This window comes from Streptomyces sp. NPDC051211 (assembly GCF_040689505.1).
Taxonomy (GTDB): Bacteria; Actinomycetota; Actinomycetes; order Streptomycetales; family Streptomycetaceae; genus Streptomyces.
The window spans coordinates 35,016-50,582 of the sequence record NZ_JBFBAV010000008.1 but is presented as its reverse complement, the minus strand read 5'-3'; the positions used below and the strand labels follow the sequence as shown (position 1 = coordinate 50,582).

Annotated in this window: 15 protein-coding genes; 7 read left to right on the top strand and 8 right to left on the bottom strand. The window is 73.5% G+C overall.

Annotation, left to right across the window (positions count from 1 at the left end; translation table 11 throughout):
* Positions 1-144: 144 nt before the first annotated feature.
* Positions 145-1,365: an amidohydrolase gene (locus AB0447_RS10950; RefSeq protein ID WP_366476269.1), complete on the top strand. Its 1,221-nt coding sequence runs from the start codon at positions 145-147 to the stop codon at positions 1,363-1,365.
* A gap of 97 nt (positions 1,366-1,462) precedes the next feature.
* Entirely contained in the window at positions 1,463-2,299 is an 837-nt protein-coding gene (locus AB0447_RS10945; protein WP_366476268.1) for a class II glutamine amidotransferase, read from the top strand.
* Positions 2,300-2,308: 9 nt separating this feature from the next.
* Here AB0447_RS10945 and AB0447_RS10940 read toward each other — a convergent pair whose 3' ends face one another.
* On the bottom strand, positions 2,309-2,944 hold the full coding sequence (locus AB0447_RS10940) for a hypothetical protein (protein ID WP_366476267.1): 636 nt from the start codon (positions 2,942-2,944) through the stop codon (positions 2,309-2,311).
* Between the two features lie 114 nt (positions 2,945-3,058).
* Positions 3,059-5,065, bottom strand: a complete 2,007-nt coding sequence (locus AB0447_RS10935) for an RICIN domain-containing protein (protein WP_366476266.1) — start codon at positions 5,063-5,065, stop codon at positions 3,059-3,061.
* Positions 5,066-5,491: 426 nt separating this feature from the next.
* On the opposite strand from AB0447_RS10935, the gene AB0447_RS10930 reads away from it, so the two are divergent.
* Positions 5,492-6,163: a M15 family metallopeptidase gene (locus AB0447_RS10930; RefSeq protein WP_366476265.1), complete on the top strand. Its 672-nt coding sequence runs from the start codon at positions 5,492-5,494 to the stop codon at positions 6,161-6,163.
* Positions 6,164-6,267: 104 nt separating this feature from the next.
* Here AB0447_RS10930 and AB0447_RS10925 read toward each other — a convergent pair whose 3' ends face one another.
* Positions 6,268-6,732, bottom strand: coding sequence for a hypothetical protein (locus tag AB0447_RS10925; RefSeq protein WP_366476264.1), 465 nt, complete (start codon positions 6,730-6,732; stop codon positions 6,268-6,270).
* Between the two features lie 199 nt (positions 6,733-6,931).
* Between AB0447_RS10925 and AB0447_RS10920 the strand changes: the two genes are divergently transcribed.
* Positions 6,932-7,198, top strand: a complete 267-nt coding sequence (locus AB0447_RS10920; RefSeq protein ID WP_366476263.1) for a hypothetical protein — start codon at positions 6,932-6,934, stop codon at positions 7,196-7,198.
* A gap of 200 nt (positions 7,199-7,398) precedes the next feature.
* Here the strand turns inward: AB0447_RS10920 and AB0447_RS10915 are convergent, their stop codons facing one another.
* Entirely contained in the window at positions 7,399-7,797 is a 399-nt protein-coding gene (locus AB0447_RS10915) for an STAS domain-containing protein (RefSeq protein ID WP_366476262.1), read from the bottom strand.
* Between the two features lie 268 nt (positions 7,798-8,065).
* On the opposite strand from AB0447_RS10915, the gene AB0447_RS10910 reads away from it, so the two are divergent.
* Positions 8,066-9,607, top strand: a complete 1,542-nt coding sequence (locus AB0447_RS10910) for an aldehyde dehydrogenase family protein (protein ID WP_366476261.1) — start codon at positions 8,066-8,068, stop codon at positions 9,605-9,607.
* Positions 9,608-9,731: 124 nt separating this feature from the next.
* On the opposite strand, the gene AB0447_RS10905 is transcribed toward AB0447_RS10910, so the two are convergent.
* Both AB0447_RS10905 and AB0447_RS10900 read right to left on the bottom strand, forming a co-directional pair.
* Positions 9,732-10,007: a hypothetical protein gene (locus tag AB0447_RS10905; RefSeq protein ID WP_366476260.1), complete on the bottom strand. Its 276-nt coding sequence runs from the start codon at positions 10,005-10,007 to the stop codon at positions 9,732-9,734.
* A 129-nt stretch (positions 10,008-10,136) separates the two neighbouring features.
* Positions 10,137-10,757, bottom strand: coding sequence for an L-threonylcarbamoyladenylate synthase (locus AB0447_RS10900; RefSeq protein ID WP_366476259.1), 621 nt, complete (start codon positions 10,755-10,757; stop codon positions 10,137-10,139).
* Between the two features lie 107 nt (positions 10,758-10,864).
* Here AB0447_RS10900 and AB0447_RS10895 point away from each other — a divergent pair, with 107 nt between their 5' ends.
* Both AB0447_RS10895 and AB0447_RS10890 read left to right on the top strand, forming a co-directional pair.
* Entirely contained in the window at positions 10,865-13,147 is a 2,283-nt protein-coding gene (locus AB0447_RS10895; protein WP_366476258.1) for an FUSC family protein, read from the top strand.
* 34 nt (positions 13,148-13,181) lie between these two features.
* Positions 13,182-13,880 carry a hypothetical protein gene (locus AB0447_RS10890; RefSeq protein WP_366476257.1) on the top strand — a complete coding sequence of 233 codons (699 nt, stop codon included), beginning with the start codon at positions 13,182-13,184 and terminating at the stop codon, positions 13,878-13,880.
* A gap of 21 nt (positions 13,881-13,901) precedes the next feature.
* Here the strand turns inward: AB0447_RS10890 and AB0447_RS10885 are convergent, their stop codons facing one another.
* Both AB0447_RS10885 and AB0447_RS10880 read right to left on the bottom strand, forming a co-directional pair.
* A complete protein-coding gene (locus AB0447_RS10885) occupies positions 13,902-14,873 on the bottom strand; it encodes a hypothetical protein (protein ID WP_366476256.1) in 972 nt (323 codons plus the stop codon).
* Positions 14,870-15,412, bottom strand: a complete 543-nt coding sequence (locus AB0447_RS10880; RefSeq protein WP_366476255.1) for a SigE family RNA polymerase sigma factor — start codon at positions 15,410-15,412, stop codon at positions 14,870-14,872. The genes AB0447_RS10885 and AB0447_RS10880 overlap by 4 nt, the downstream gene beginning before the upstream one ends.
* Positions 15,413-15,567 lie beyond the last annotated feature (155 nt).

Genomic DNA, 15,567 nt, shown 5'->3' with positions numbered 1-15,567 from the left:
ACCGGGCGGTGCCCGTGCCCCCATCAGATCCCGGGCCGCCGTCACCTCCCCCCGCGTACCGCTGACACTTTCCGTCAGCGACCTGTCAGCAAGCTGACAGCGACCTGGCGGGGCCTCCCCGCGGCGCGCCCCGATCATGGGCCCATGACGTCCGCCCCCCTCCCGCAGCTGCTGCGCCCCCTGACGACCCTCTACCTGGACCTGCACCGGCACCCCGAGCCGTCCGGCGCCGAGGAGCGCACCGCGCACCGCTTCGCCCAGTGGCTGGCCGAAGCCGGGTACGAGGTCACGACCGGGATCGGCGGGCACGGCGTGGCCGCGGTGCTGCGCAACGGGGACGGGCCCACCGTCATGCTGCGGGCCGAACTCGACGCGCTGCCGATGCGCGAGACCACGGGCCTGCCGTACGCGAGCCGAAGCGAGGCCGCGCACGCCTGCGGGCACGATCTGCACCTGGCCGCGGCGGCGGGCGCGGCCTCCCTGCTGGCCGGATCCCGCCCGTCCTGGCGGGGCACCGTGCTGGTGGTCGGCCAGCCCGCCGAGGAAACCCTCACCGGCGCCCGCGCGCTGCTCGCCGACGGCCTGTACGAGCGGTTCGGCCGCCCCGACACCGTCCTGGCCCAGCACGCGGCACCGCTGCCGGCGGGCATGGTCGCCCACGGCTACGGGCCGATGACGGCCGGCAGCGTCACCTTCCGGGTGGTCGTGCACGGCCGGGGCGGCCACGCGGGCGCACCGCACCTGGCCGTCGACCCGGTGGTCGCCGCCGCCCACGTGGTCACCCGGCTGCAGACGGTGGTCGCCCGGGAGGCCGCGCCCACCGAGCCGGTCGCCGTCACCGTCGGCTCCTTCCGGGCCGGCGACCGGGCCAATGTGATCCCCGACCGGGCGGAACTGGACATCACCGTCCGCGCGGTGGGGGGCACCGCGCTGGCCGCTGCCGCCGCGGCCGTGGAACGCGTCGTCCGCGCCGAGTGCGCGGCCGCGGCCTGCCCCCGCGACCCCGACATCGAGCGGGTCTCCGACTCCCCGGTCACCCACCCGGACCCGGCGGCCACGGCCGCCGTCCGGGCCGCCCACGTGGCCGAGTTCGGGGCCGAAAGGGTTGCGATGTGGCCGCCCACCCTGGCCACGGAGGACTTCGCGCACTTCGGCGGCGACGGCATCCGCCTGGCCTACTGGATGCTGGGCAGCATCGGCCCCGCCGCCTGGGCGGCGGCCCCGGGCGCCGGAGCGGCCGAAAAACTCGCCGCGCTGCCCGCCAACCACGCCCCGGACTTCGCCCCGGACCCCAGGACCGCCCTGCCGGCGGGCGTCAGAGCCATGCACGCGGCCGCGCTGACCGGCCTGGACACCCCCGCGTGACGCGCCCGGAGCCGCCGCTTTCCGGCCGCGCCGCCCGGCGTCCGGACGCGCCCGGAGCTACCCTCGTACGCGGGGGCGGGGAAAGGGATGGCCGGTCATGTGCCGTTGGCTCGCCTACTCGGGATCGCCGATCCTGCTCGACACCGTCCTGTACCGGCCCGAGCACTCCCTGATCAACCAGAGTCTGAACGCCCGGCTCGGCGTCGAGACCACCAACGGCGACGGCTTCGGCCTGGGCTGGTACAGCGCCGACGGCGACGGAACCCCGGCCGTCTTCCGGGACATCGGCCCGGCCTGGAACAACCGCAACCTGCTGGAACTCGCCGGCCACGTCCGCTCCCGGATGTTCTTCGCCCACGTCCGCGCCTCGACCGGAACCGCGATCCAGCAGACCAACTGCCACCCCTTCCGGCACGGCCGCTGGTTGTGGATGCACAACGGCTCCATCACCGACTTCCACCGCCTGCGCCGGGACCTGTGCATGGCCGTCGACCCGGCGCTCTTCCCCTCCATCGAAGGCTCCACGGACTCCGAGGTGATGTTCTACCTGGCGGTCACCTACGGCCTGGACCAGGACGTGCCCGGCGCGGTGGCCCGGATGGCCGGTCTGGTGGAGCGGCTCGGCAAGGAGCACGGGGTGCCGGACCCGCTCCAGATGACCGTCGCGGTCGCCGACGGCGAGCGCGTGTGGGCGTTCCGGTACTCCAGCGTCCGCAAGTCCCGCTCGCTGTTCTACAGCAGCCGCGCCGAAACGGTTCGGCAGCTGTATCCGGAGATCGACTTCCTGCGCGGGGTCTCCGAGGCCACCCGGCTGATCGTCTCCGAACCCCTGGGTGACCTCCACGGCGTGTGGAACGAGCTCCCGGAAGGCAGCTACGCGGTCATCCCCTCCGGGCCCGAGGACTACCTGCCGTTCGTCCCCGAGTACATGTAGCCGCGCGGGTCAGCGGCGCCGCGCCCGGGAGCGCCGGATCCACACGCCGACACCGGCCCCGCCGAGTGCCGCCACGACGACCCCGGCCGCCGCAAGCCATTGCGATCCGCCGTCCTCGTCCTCGTCCGGTTCCGGTTCCGGCCGCGGCTCGGCGACCGTGACCGTGGTCGGGGCCGTCGTCGGGGCCATGGCCGTGGCCGGGGGAGCGGAAGCGGCGGGCGGTGCCGGGGTGGCGGCCGCCGCGACGGTCAGCTCGCGCTCTCCCCGTCCCAGCCCGGGGAAGCCCGCCTCGACGGTGACCTTCCACCGGCCCGCCGGCAGCGCCTCCGCCGTGGTCCAGCCGCTCGCGCTGCCGCCGTCCCGGACCAGCTTCCACGGGCCCGCCGTACGCGAGCCGTCGCCGCTGACCGCGTTCACCGTGGCGGCGACCGTCTCCTCCACCGGGTCCCCGTCGTTCTCCCAGGTCACATCGGTGGTGACATGGCCGTCCCGGTGCCCGGTGACGACCACCTTCACGGTGTCGCCGTGGGCCGCGGCGGGCAGCGGCACACCGAGCGCCAGGGCCAGGCCCAGGGTCAGGGCGCCGGCCGAGGCCGGGAGCGGAATCCGCGGACGGCCGGAGCTCTGCGGGATCGTTCTTTGCATGCCAATCCTCCGATGCGGTGGTGATGAGGAAGGGAAGGAAGAGGGGGCGGAAGGTACGGATGGGCGGGCGGGCCGCCCCGTGACGGCCCGCCCACCCCGCTCGTGCAAGCCGGCTCAGCCGGCCTTGCGGACCGTCCAGACCTGCGCCGGACGCCCGTCCGCACGCTGGAGGTCCAGCAGCTTCGCGCCGTAGTACGGGCGGCCGCTGACGGTCAGCGCGTACGCTCCGCCGCGGTCGGTGACCGTCACCGCGCCGTTCTTCGAGGCCAGCTTCCACAGCTGGGCGCCGGCACCGGCCGAGCAGGGCTGCTGGGAGACCCACATGCCGGGGGCCGGGCTGCCGCCGGGCTGCAGGCACTTGCCGGAGGCGGCGGACCGGATGCGGACCAGCCCGCTCCCCGCGTCGTCGAAGTACCACTGCTGCTGGGCGTAGCCGTTGTCCTGCGAGCCGACCAGCACCGTGCCGTCGGCCGAACGGCCGCCCCACAGCTCGGCGTTCATGCCGGTGCTGCCGTTGGCCAGCAGGTAGCGGGTGTTCGGTGCGGTGGTGGTGCCGCCCGCTCCGGCGGTGCGGAACGAGGCGGCCCGCCCGGGACCGCTGTCCCGGCCCTGCCCGTCGCGCACCGAGACCGCGACGGTGTACGAGGTCCCGGGCCGGAGGTTGTAGATCCGCAGCGTGGTGCCCTGCACCCAGGTCAGGTGCTTCCCGTTGAACAGCACCTGGTACCAGGCGGCTCCGGCGACCCGCGGCCAGCTCGCCACGACCGAATCGGGCTGGATCTGGCCGACCGTCACATCGGGCCCGCTACCGGGCCGCGGCGTGGTCGGCGTCGGCGTCGGGGTGGGCTTGGGGCTCGGCCCGGGACCCGGGTCGGTCCCGCCGCCCTTGTTCCGCATCAGGAACTGGTTGTCGGCGATGTTCCAGTGGGTGGCCAGATAGCTGCCCGGCTTGGGGCTGGTGTGGAAGTAGTCGTCGTGGTTGCAGTCGAGGATGTTCTCGGCGGCCCGGTTGGTGCAGACGTTGCGCATCTTCGGGTAGTACGGGGTGTCCGAGTAGCACATGACGTCCCACTCGTCCGTGCAGTGCGCGCCCCGGCTGGTGTTGGGCGCGCTGTTGTTCACCGCGCCCAGGTTGTGCCCGAGTTCGTGCGCGGCGGTGTGTCCGCCCCAGCAGCCGGTGTCCGTACGGCCGTACGAGGGGCCGAAGTTGCTGAGGTTGGACTGGCCCGGCCGCTCGTCCCCGTTGAAGGTGCCGATGCCGCAGTAGACCTGGGCGTCGGCGAAGATCATGTACTTGCGGTCGCGCCGGTCGAGCCCCTTGACTGCCAGCGCCCGGTTGGTGGCGCTGAACTCGGACAGTGCGGAGTCCGGGAGTTCGATGTTGAGGACGGTCGGAGTGCAGTCCGCCGCGGTCACGTAGCGGATGTGGCGGGTGCCGCCGGTCTCCTGGGCGCTCGCCGAGTAGATGAGGTCGGCGTCGGCGGCCCACTTCCGGAACGAGGCGACGTACTGGGAGTACCGGTCCCGGCCGGGCCCGTGCACGTACACCACCTGGACGCGGTTGCCGGTGCTGCCGTCGCCGTCGCACTGGACGGTCTGCCCGGCGGGGGCGGCGGCCGGTGCGGAGCCGGTGGTGCCGGGGGCGCCGGCGGCGGGACGCGGCGCGGCGGCGGGGGCTGCGGCTGCCGCAGCGGCGTCGGCGGCGGGCGTGTCCTGAGAACGCTCGCCGTTCCGCTCGGGAGCGGGGTCCTGCGCGGCGGGTTTGGCCGGGTCGGCCGCCGCGGCCACGGTCTTGACCGCGGGCGGGGTGTCCTTCTTGATGTCGACGCCCTTGGGCGGTGCGTCGGGGCCGTGCGTGCAGTGGCCGGTGTCGGTGCTGTAGACGCCCGCGCAGCGGTCGCCCTTGGGGGCGGTCTTCAGCCCGTCGTACACCATGCCGCGGGCCGGCTCGTTGGTCGGCTTCTTCTCGATCGGCTTCGGATCGTGGTCCCGGGCCGGTGCGGCGGCCGGGACGGCGATCTCCGCGGAGTGGGCTCCGAGCTGGGTGACGGAGGCCTGGTCGGAGTCCGCCCGGCCGGCCTCGTAGGCGAAGCCGCCGGCGACCACCGCCGCCACTGCCATGGCGGCGGTGATGCCTATGAAGCGGCCGCGCGGCCTGCGCTGACGCTCATTCAGTCTTCGATGTTTAGACATGCGCACCTCAATTCTTTGGTCAGAAGAGTGGGTGCGCGGAAGCCTGCCAGACGCTCGCGTCGGAGAATTCGGACAAAGCGGAGCCCGCCCCGTGAATCCATTCCGTTACCTGCGACCAGGTTCTGATGAACCCTCAACTTGCTTTAAAATTAGGGAAGTTACGCGCGTCGCATCACATTGGTCCAGGCCTTTTCGGCCACGTCGTTATGTAATCGAAATAATCGCGAATCGTTTATTGACGGGAATTCAGTAGAAGGTTCACCCTTTGATTACCTCGTGAATTCCCCCGGTCACCACTCGTGATCACCGGCGTTGTGTCCAGCCCGCTGAACGGCAGCGCCGTACGGTGATTCGGTGCGCCCGACCTCCGCCGCCCTGGCCCTCGCCGCCGCCCTGTGCGCGGCCTCGCTCTCCTGCACCGCGCAATCGCCCAAGGCCCGCTTCCAGGCCCCGCCGTTGCCGGGCCTCTCCGCCGTGGTCACCACCGTCCCGCCGGACAAGCTGGGTGCCAGTCATGGCCCCGGCTGCCCGGTCCCACCGGAGCGGCTGCGGCTCATCCGGATGAACCACTGGGGCTTCGACGGCGGGGTCCACCGCGGCGAACTGATCGTCCACCGCAACTCCGTCCGGCCCCTCCTGCACGCCTTCGGCAAGGCGTTCGAGGCGAGGTTCCCGATCCGCCGGATGAGGGTGATGGCCGAGTACGGCGGCAGCGACGCGAAGGCGATGGCCGACGACAACACCTCGGGCTTCAACTGCCGCCGGGTCACCGGGGACGCCCGCCAGCTGTCCCAGCACGCCTGGGGCGACGCCGTGGACATCAACCCGGTGGAGAACCCGTACGTCGACCGCCGCGGCGCGGTCCACCCCCCATCGGCCCGCGCCAACCTGCGCCGCACCCCCGTCCAGCCGGGCATGATCCACCCGGGCGACGTCCTCACCACCGCCTTCCGCGACATCGGCTGGCACTGGGGCGGCCGCTGGAGCAACCCGGACTACCAGCACTTCTCGGCCAACGGCGATTAGGCGGAGGGACGGGGACGCGCCGCGCCCACGGTCACCGGGGTGCGGTGGCCGTGGGCGCGGGGGTGCGGGCGCGGGGGTGTGGGCGCGTCAGCGTCGTGGGTGCGTCATCTCGTGCCGCGACCGTTCGACGGACCCGTCGGGTGCGGATCGTGGACGCAGAGCGCCCAGATCACGAAGAGGGCGATGGCGATCGAGATCAGGGCCCAGACGGGCGTGTACGGCAGCCACATGAAGTTGAAGATGATGCTGATGCCCGCCAGGGCCAGGCCCATGGCGCGGGCCCATTCCGCGTCCTTGAGGATGCCCGCGCCGACGACCACCAGCACGATGCCGAGGACCAGCATGATCCAGCCCCAGGCCGCCACGTCGAACTTGAAGGTGTAGTCGCCGACACGGGCGTAGACGTCGTCCTTCGCGATGCCGACGATGCCCTTGAGCACATCGAGCACGCCGTCCACGAGCAGGAGGATTCCGGCGAACATCGCGCCGCCCGCGGCCCATGCGGCGCGGGTGCTGCTGCCGGAGGACGGGCGCGGGGGTGTCCCGGCGGGGGATGTCGACTGGGTCACGAGCAGCTCCTCTGTGCGGCGGGCCTCTCCGGGGAGGACCGGGTACGGCCCAGCGTGCGGGCCCGATCCGCGGACGAACACGTGAGCGCACCCGTTCGGGTGAAAACCGGGAGCCGGGGGAGGGCGCAACGGGGCACGCCCCGCCGGTGGGCCGCCACGCTCGGGTGGCCGTGTCGTTGAGGTCGGTATGACTGATCTCATGGTGAAGATTCCGGCGGACTGGCTCGCCCGCGTGTTCCTCTCCCTGCGCCGCGGCAGGTCGGAGGACGCCCACGCCCTGGCGGCGGAACTCCAGCCGTTCACGGAGAAGCCCGGCCAGCGGGTGCCCGTCCCGAGAGCGACCGTCCTGCGCACGGAGCTGGCACTGCGCGGCGAAATGGAGATCGCCGCCGCCGAACGCGGCCGCCACGCCGAACTGTCCGAGGCGGCCGACTACCTGATCAAGGCAAGACTCGAGGACCGTTAGCGCCCTGAATCGGAAACGGTGGTCACCCGCTGTACGCCTGCGCCCCGGCGGTGCCGTCCTCCTCGATCGCCACGACGCCCTCGACGCTCCTCGCCACCGGCCGGGTCGAGGGCAACGACATCGCACGGCGTGGCGGCCGGCCCTCCCGCGGATGGTCCGCCCGGGGCCCGCGGCACGGGAACAGCGGGCCCCGGAACGGGTCAAGGGGTGCGCCGGTGCGGGACCGGGCCGGATGCCGGCCGGTCGTCCAGGGCGCGGGATGCCCGCAGCAGCAGCTGCACGGGGCGGGACGGGCTGTCGATGCGCAGTCGGCGGCCGTGGCCGGACCAGGCTTCCAGGGCGTGCAGGAATGCGGTGTCGGCGAAGGTGACGCGGGAGGCGTCGACGACCAGCCGCGTACGGCCGCCGCCGGTCGCCGCGGCGGCGAGCATCACGCGCAGCGGGGCCGCGCTGAAGTGGTCGATCTCGCCGGTGAGCCGGACACACAGCGTGTCACCGGTCGCGGTGACGGAGTGGACGACCTGTATGTCACACGGCGCGGGATCCGCGCCGGGGCTTTCGGGCGAGGGCAGTATCGGGCCGGTGGCTGTTGTCTTCATGCCAGGTCAACGGCCTTGCCCGGGGCCGGGAAACGTGTTCCGGCCGCCCGTCACCCGTGGGGAGCGGGCTGTTTCCCCGGAGCGGGCGAAAACGCTCACCCGCACGATGGAAACCTTCCACCCCACCCGGTTCCGACCGGACGCCCCTCAGAGTCCGCGGAGGCCCTGGCGTCGTCGTCGGCGGCACCCCCTCCGAGACCGCCCGACCGGTTCTGGAGCGACCCGCCGCACACTCGTGATCCCGGCCACCCCCTGAGCGGAGAACCAGATGGCACCCACCCCCATCCTCAAGCCCGGCACCGCCTGGACGGACGCCTGGCAGCGGGCCCTCGCCACCGCCCCCGAAGCCTTCCGGGAGGACCGCGTCCTCAACCTCTGGGCCGGCTCCTGGCAGCCCGACGGCCGCACCCTCCCGGCGACCAGCCCGGTCGACGGCAGCCCCATCGCCGGCCCGCCGCGCCTGGACTCCGCCACCGCCGGGAAGGCCGTACGGGCAAGCCTCGACCAGCACCGGGCCTGGCGGCACATCCCGCTCCCCGAACGCCGCGCCCGGGTCGGCGCCGCCCTCGACGCACTCACCGAGCACCGGGACCTCCTCGCCCTCCTGCTCGTCTGGGAGATCGGCAAGCCCTGGCGCCTGGCGCTGGCCGACGTCGACCGCGCCGTGGACGGGGTCCGCTGGTACGTGGAGCACATCGAAGCCATGACCGAGGGGCGCAGCCCGCTCGACGGGCCCGTCTCCAACATCGCCAGCTGGAACTACCCCATGTCCGTCCTGGTCCACGCCATGCTGGTGCAGGCCCTCGCCGGCAATGCGGTCATCGCCAAGACCCCCACCGACGGCGGCCTCGCCTGCCTCACCCTCGCCTGTGCGCTGATCCGGCGCGAGGGCATCCCGGTCACCCTCGTCAGCGGCAGCGGCGCCGAACTCTCCGAGGCCCTCGTCCGGTCGCCCGAGATCGGCTGCGTCTCCTTCGTCGGCGGCCGCGACACCGGCGCGCGGATCGCCACCGCCGTCGCCGACCTCGGCAAGCGCCACATCCTCGAACAGGAGGGTCTCAACACCTGGGGCGTGTGGAACCACACGGACTGGACGGCGCTCTCGGCGGTCATCCCCAAGCTCTTCGACTACGGCAAACAGCGCTGCACGGCATACCCGCGGTTCGTGGTCCAGCGCACCGCCTTCGACGCCTTCCTCGCCGCCTACCTGCCCGCCGTGGCCGCCGTCCGCACCGGCCACCCGCTCGCCGTCGCCGACCCCGACGACCCGCTCCCCGAACTGGACTTCGGCCCGCTCATCAACGCAGCCAAGGCCAAGGAACTCGCCGAGCACGCCGCCGAGGCCGTCGAACGGGGCGCCGTACCGCTCCACCGCGGCACCCTCGACCCGGCCCGGTTCCTCCCCGGCCAGGACACCTCCGCCTACCTCGCCCCGCTCACCCTGCTCAGCCCGCCGGCCTCCTCACCGCTCTACCACGCGGAACCCTTCGGACCGGTCGACACCATCGTCCTCGTCGACACCGAGGCGGAACTCCTCGCGGCGATGAACGCCTCGGGCGGCGCCCTGGTCGCCACCCTCTCCACCGACGCCCCGGACACCTTCGCCCGGCTCGCCCCGCAGATCCGCGCCTTCAAGATCGGCCACGGCACGCCCCGTTCACGCGGCGACCGCGAGGAACTCTTCGGCGGCTTCGGCGGATCCTGGCGCGGGGCCTTCGTCGGCGGCGAACTCCTCGTCCACGCCGTCACCGAAGGCCCCGCCGGCGAACGCCTGCCGGGCAACTTCCCCGAGTACCAGCTGATGCCCTGAACCGATGAACATCGCGGCGGGGGCGGCTGCTTGAGGGTGTATGAGCAGCCCTTCAGGTTCCTGCCCCCGCTGTTGTCCCGGACCGGGTCCGGCCGACGGCGGAGGCGGGGACCCCAGGGGGTGTCTAGCCGATGTCCACGTTCACCGCTTCGTAGATCTTCGGCTCGACCTTCGGCATACCGCCGGCCTCGAAGATCGCCGCCGACTTCTCCATGAACGCCGCGAGAGCCTCCTTGGACTCCCACAGGTCGACCACGAGCCAGCCGCCGTCCGCCGGGGCCCCCGCATGGGAGATGAAGCCCTCCGCCGGCCACCACGGCGCCGCGTGGACGTTCGCGTGGTTGGCCTGGTACTGCTCCTTGGTGACGCCCGGCAACTCGATGATGACGATGACGGCCATGGTGCGGCTCCCGTGACGTGCGAGGCGGAGGGACTTCCCCAGTCGAGCAGTCCGCCCCGGCCTCCGCACGGCGGCGTGAGCCGCCCGGGCTACCGGCACGACGGAGCCGACCTCGCGCCGGCGACGCGGCTATTCGAACCGGGTGGTGTCGCCCGCGCCCCGGCGGACGATCTCCGCCTCGCCGCCGGAGAAGTCGATGACCGTGGTGGGGCGGGTGCCGCAGTCGCCCGAGTCCACCACCGCGTCCACCACATGGTCGAGCCGCTCCTTGATCTCCCAGCCCTGGGTCAGCGGTTCCTCCTCGTCGGGCAGCAGGAGCGTGCTGGACAGCAGCGGTTCACCGAGCTCGGCGAGGAGGGTCTGGGTGACGACATGGTCCGGGATCCGGACGCCGACCGTCTTCTTCTTCGGGTGCATCAGCTGCCGCGGCACCTCCGTGGTCGCCCGGAGGATGAAGGTGTAGGGGCCGGGCGTCGCCGCCTTGATAGCGCGGAACACGTCGTTGTCCACGTGCACGAACTGACCCAGCTGCGCGAAGTTCTGGCACACCAGGGTGAAGTGGTGACGGTCGTCCAGATTCCGGATCGACCGGATCCGGCTCATGCCGTCACGGTTGCCCAGCTGGCATCCCAGCGCGAAACAGGAGTCGGTCGGGTACGCGATGAGCGCGCCGCCGCGGATGCTGTCCGCCACGCTGGTGATGGTGCGCCGCTGCGGATTCTCGGGATGCACGTCGAAGTACTTGGCCATCCGCCGAGGGTACGCCTGCCAGCGAAGCCACCTCCTGTGCGCGCTGCCCCGGCGCGCTCCACCGGTCCCGGCGCGCTGAACCGGTTCCGGCGCGTGATCCTGGTGACATGGGCGCTGATCGTGACGGCGGCGTCAGGACCGACGGCGCAGGCACGGCCACCAAGCCCCGCCCGCGCCGGGCAGGGTTCCGGCTGCCCGCGGCCTATGCCGCCGCGGCCCGCCGCTCGGCGCGCGTCACCCTCGCCGCCTGCGCAGCCTTCTACCTGCTGCTCTACGGGTTCGACCAGTCCGTCGCCGCCACCTACGGCCTGTTCGGCGCGGTCGCCCTGGCCGGCCTCTCCCGGATCCCCGGCACCGGCCGGCAACGGGCCGCCGCCCTGCTGCGGGTGCTGCCCGCCGGCTGGCTGCTGGTGGTCGTCGGCACCTTCCTCGCCGTACGGACCTGGACCGCGGTCGCCGGGATGCTGCTCATCGGCTTCGCCCTCGCCTTCGTCGCGGTGGGCGGACCCCGGCCCGCGGGGGCCGCACCGGGGCTGCAGCTCCTCTACATCCTGCCCTCCTTCCCCCCGTACGCCCCGGACACCCTCGGCCAGCGGCTCGCCGGCGCCACCCTCGGCATCCTGCTGCTGGTGCTCGCCGAAGCCTTCCTCTTCCCCGATCCGCCCGGCGTCTCCTACCGGCAGCTCGCCGCCCGCGCCGCCGGCACGGCCGCCCGCTGCGCGGCAGAGCTCGGCCGGCCCCCGTACGCCCTCTCCCACACCTCCCTGCGGGCGGCCGCGGACGCGGGCCAGGCGTTGCGCCCCTCCCGGGTCCCGGACGCCGAACGCCCGGCCGGTCCGGGCGTCCGGGAGCGAGCCCTCGCCCACACCGGGCTGGCCACCCGCACGCTGCTCGCCCGCCTGTCGCGGCTGCCGGCCGCACCCCCCGGACGGCCATCGGCCGGCACCGGCGCCCCCCGAACCGGCACCGGCACCGCCCGCGGAACCGCTGCCGGCCTGCTGCACGACCTCGGGGAGGCCTCCGTCGAAACCGCGGCCGCCCTGCGCGGCGAGCACCCCGACGGCACGGCCCGCACCCGGCTGCGCCGGACCCGCGCCGAGGCGGCCGCCACCCCCACCGAGCCCCCGGCCCCGGCCGCCCTGCGCCGCCACGCGGCACTCATCGAGCTCGCGGACGCCGGGCTCGCCATGGCCACGGCCGCCGACATCGCCGTACGCGGGCGGGCCGCGGCGGCCGGCCTGGACCCCGGACGCTTCTGGTACGCCCACCTGCGGGCCCCGCAGCTGTGGTGGCGCCGCCTGATCGGCAACGCCGGCCGCCGCTCGGTGTTCTTCCAGAACGCCGTACGCATCAGCCTGGCGCTCGCGGCCGCGCGGGCCGTCGCCGGGCTCGACGCCCTGCCGCACGGATTCTGGGCCATGCTGGCCACCCTCACCCTGACCCGCACCACGGTCACCGAGACCCGCACCACCATCGGCCACGCCCTGGCGGGCACCCTGATCGGAGCCGTGGTCGCCGCCGTGGTGCTCGCCCTGGGCGGTACGGACAGCGACGTCTACGCCGCCATACTGCCCGGCCTGATGCTGTTCACCTTCACCGTCGGTCCGGTCCGCGGGGTGGGCTGGTCACAGGCCCTGTTCACGCTGGTCGTCGCCCTGGTCTTCGCCCAGCTGGCACCGGCCACCTGGCAGCTCGCCGAGCTCCGGGTCATCGACGTCCTCATCGGCAGCGTGATCGGCGCCGCCTTCGGCCTGCTCGCCTGGCCCCGGGGCGCGCACGACGAACTGCACCGCTCGGTGGCGGTCCTGCTGCGCGGTACCGCCGAGCTGGTGGCCGCCACCACGGCCGCCGTCGCCGCGGGCGGCCCCCGGCAGGCCGTGCCGCCTCCCGTGCACCGCTCGGTGCAGCACGCGCTGATCCTGGCGGAATCGGCGTTCGCGCAGTACCAGACCGAGCCGCCCGCCGCCCGCCCGGGCCCGGCCGCCGTCGACTGGCAGGCGGCCCTGATGGCGGGCCACCACACCCTCTGGGGCGCCCAGCGCATCCTGATGCCCCCCGCCCCGCCGGTCCCGCCCGCCCCGACCGCCGGGCCGTCGCCGCCGCCGGTTCCGCCGCCACCGCTGCCGCCAATGGAGCGGGAGGCCGCCGCCACCCTGATGCTCCTGGGGGAGCGGGTCGCCGGCCGGATGCTGCTGACCGCCGCCGCCCTCGAACCCGCCTCCTTCGAGCCGGGCAGCCCCTTCCCGCCCGCCGCCGTGGAACCCGCGGAGCCGGGGTTCGACGCCGAGCCGCCCGGCGCCTCGCGGTTGTTCTACGCGACCACCTCCTGGCTGGGCTCCCTCTCGGCCGACCTGGAACACCTCGCCGCCCGGCCGCCCGCCCCCGCTTGAGAGGGGCATCCCGGCCCCGGTTACCGTTCGTCGTATGAGGAACAGCAACCCGCACCCCCTGCTCGACCACCTGCTCGCGGCCGCCGACGGGCAGTACCCGGAGATCGACGGCGGGGTGACCGTGCTGCCGCCGTTCGAGGGCGGGCTGGAGTGTTCCTTCGCATTCACCGGACATGCCTACGTAGCCACCCGCCTCCCGGCCGAAGAAGTGCTCGCCCAGGGCCCCGACGGGTTCGGGCTCTCGATGGGCGCCGACTTCCTGCGCCACCTCGCCGGGCCCGGGGGCTGGATCGGAGTCATCGACGCCAGCCTGGTCGCCCGCGGGGCGGGCGAGCCCGGCACCGGCGCCCGCCTCGGCGAACGGCACGACGTCGACGACCACCCCCGGGTCCGGCACGCCCGCTCCGTACGCAACGACGTACGCGTCTACGGCGACGAGCGCGGCTTCGTCACCGTCGGGCAGGGCCTGGCCGGCCGGCGGGAGATAGGCATCGCCCTCGACGAGGAGGCCGGCCAGAAGGCCGGCCGCGGGGTCGGCCGGACGCTCCTGCTGGACGCACTGACCCTCGTCCCCGAGGGCGAGCCGGTCTTCGCCGCGGTCTCCCCGGGCAACTCCCGCTCGCTGCGCGCCTTCCTCGCCGTCGGATTCACCCCGATCGGCAGCGAGGTCCTGCTCCGCCCCCGGCAGGACCAGGGCCGACACGGTGGTGTCTCCTGTCCCGGTGAGCGGTGACAGCAGATACCACCGCAGGGATCAGGGGATGAGCTTGTCGTAGCCCTTGTCCCGGTCGGAGTCGTAGATCTCCTCGCCCTTTGCGTCGTAGCCCTTGATCCGGGGGGACTTGGTGACCGGGCGGTCCAGGATCCCGGTGGCGGCGAACCAGCCGTGGTCGAGGGCGGCCTCGACGGTCGTACCGCCGTAGGTGACCGTCACCTTCGCCACCCGGGCGTCCACCGTGCCGATGCTGCCCCAGCGGTAGGGCAGCTTCCACGGCCCCTCCGTGCTCAGCCGCTGCAGGAACAGCTTGCCGCCGTTGATGTCGGGTGCGACGGCCCCGCTGTCCGCCTCCCGGTGGTTGCTCACCGACGTGTTCATCCCCTGGGCCTCGCCCTGCTTGATGTTGCAGATGAGGCGGGTCTGGTTCGGCGCGGGACCGTCCTTCAGGGCGACGATGTACTGACCGTCACCGGGGGAGTTGTCGTTCCCGGTGCTGCGTTGGGCGAGCAGGATCCGGTAGTCGGCGGGCTTCCCGAGGTCCTGCGCCCCGCCGGGCCCGCTGCTCAGGTGGGTCCGGTTGAACCCCAGGCACTTCTCCAGGCCTTCGGCCGCCTGCTCCATGGTGATCCCGTCGGCCAGCTGGCCGGGCGTCGCGGGGGCGGCGGGGCCGGTCGGCTTCGGCGCCGGGGTGGTCCCGGCCTGCCGGGGTGCCGGGCTCGTCGGGGACGGGCCCGCCATCTGCGTGCTCTCCGTCCCCTCGCCGTTGCCGGAGAAGGCGAAGGCCGCGGCCGGTACGACGGCCAGTACGGCCAGTGCCGCGCCCGCGGCCGCCAGCCGGCGCCGCCGCTCCAGCCGGCCCTGCCGGACGATCGCCGGGTACGGAACGGCGGCCGGGCGCACCGCCTGGGCGTCCTCCGCCATCCGCTGCCGGAGGTTCACCTCGAACACCCCGAGGTCGTCCCGCGGGGCCTGCCGGCCCTCGTGTTCGTGCTCGTTCTGCCCCGTCATCGGACCGCTCCCTGATTCGTCGTCGTACGGACCGGGCCGTCGGCCACCTGGGCCAGCCCGGGATGGGCGCGGAGTTTCGCCAGCGCCTTCGACGCCTGGCTCTTCACCGTGCCGGGGGAACAGCCCAGGACGTCGGCGACCTCCGCCTCGGAGAGGTCCTCCCAGTACCGCATCACCACCACGGCCCGCTGCCGGGCGGGCAGTTCGGCCAGCGCGGCCATCAGCGCGTTCCGCTCGTCGGCCCAGGCCACGGCTGAGTCCGGTACGGACATGTCCGGCGGGGTCGCCGTCAGCCGCTCGGTGACCCGGCGCTTGCGGAACCGGTCGCTGTTGCAGGTGACCAGCATCCGGCGGACGTACGCCTCCGGGTTGTCGCTGCGCCACACCCGCCGCCACGAGCGGTAGGCCTTGGCCAGCGCGGTCTGGGTCAGGTCCTCCGCGTCGTGCGGATTGCCCGTCAGCAGGTACGCGGTCCGTACCAGATGAGTCCATCGTGCGCTCACGAACGACTGGAACTGAGCTTCTTGCTCGGCTTGCATCACGCACCCCCTCGCCCCCTTGACCACCACTTTCGCGGATTCGGTTGCCTGGGGGACCACACCGATGTCAGCGCGGGCCCGGCGGCGTCCAGTCGGCATGGTCGCAGGGCGGCACGGAGGGTCAGCCCGGACGGAGCGAGCCGGAGTGCCGTGTT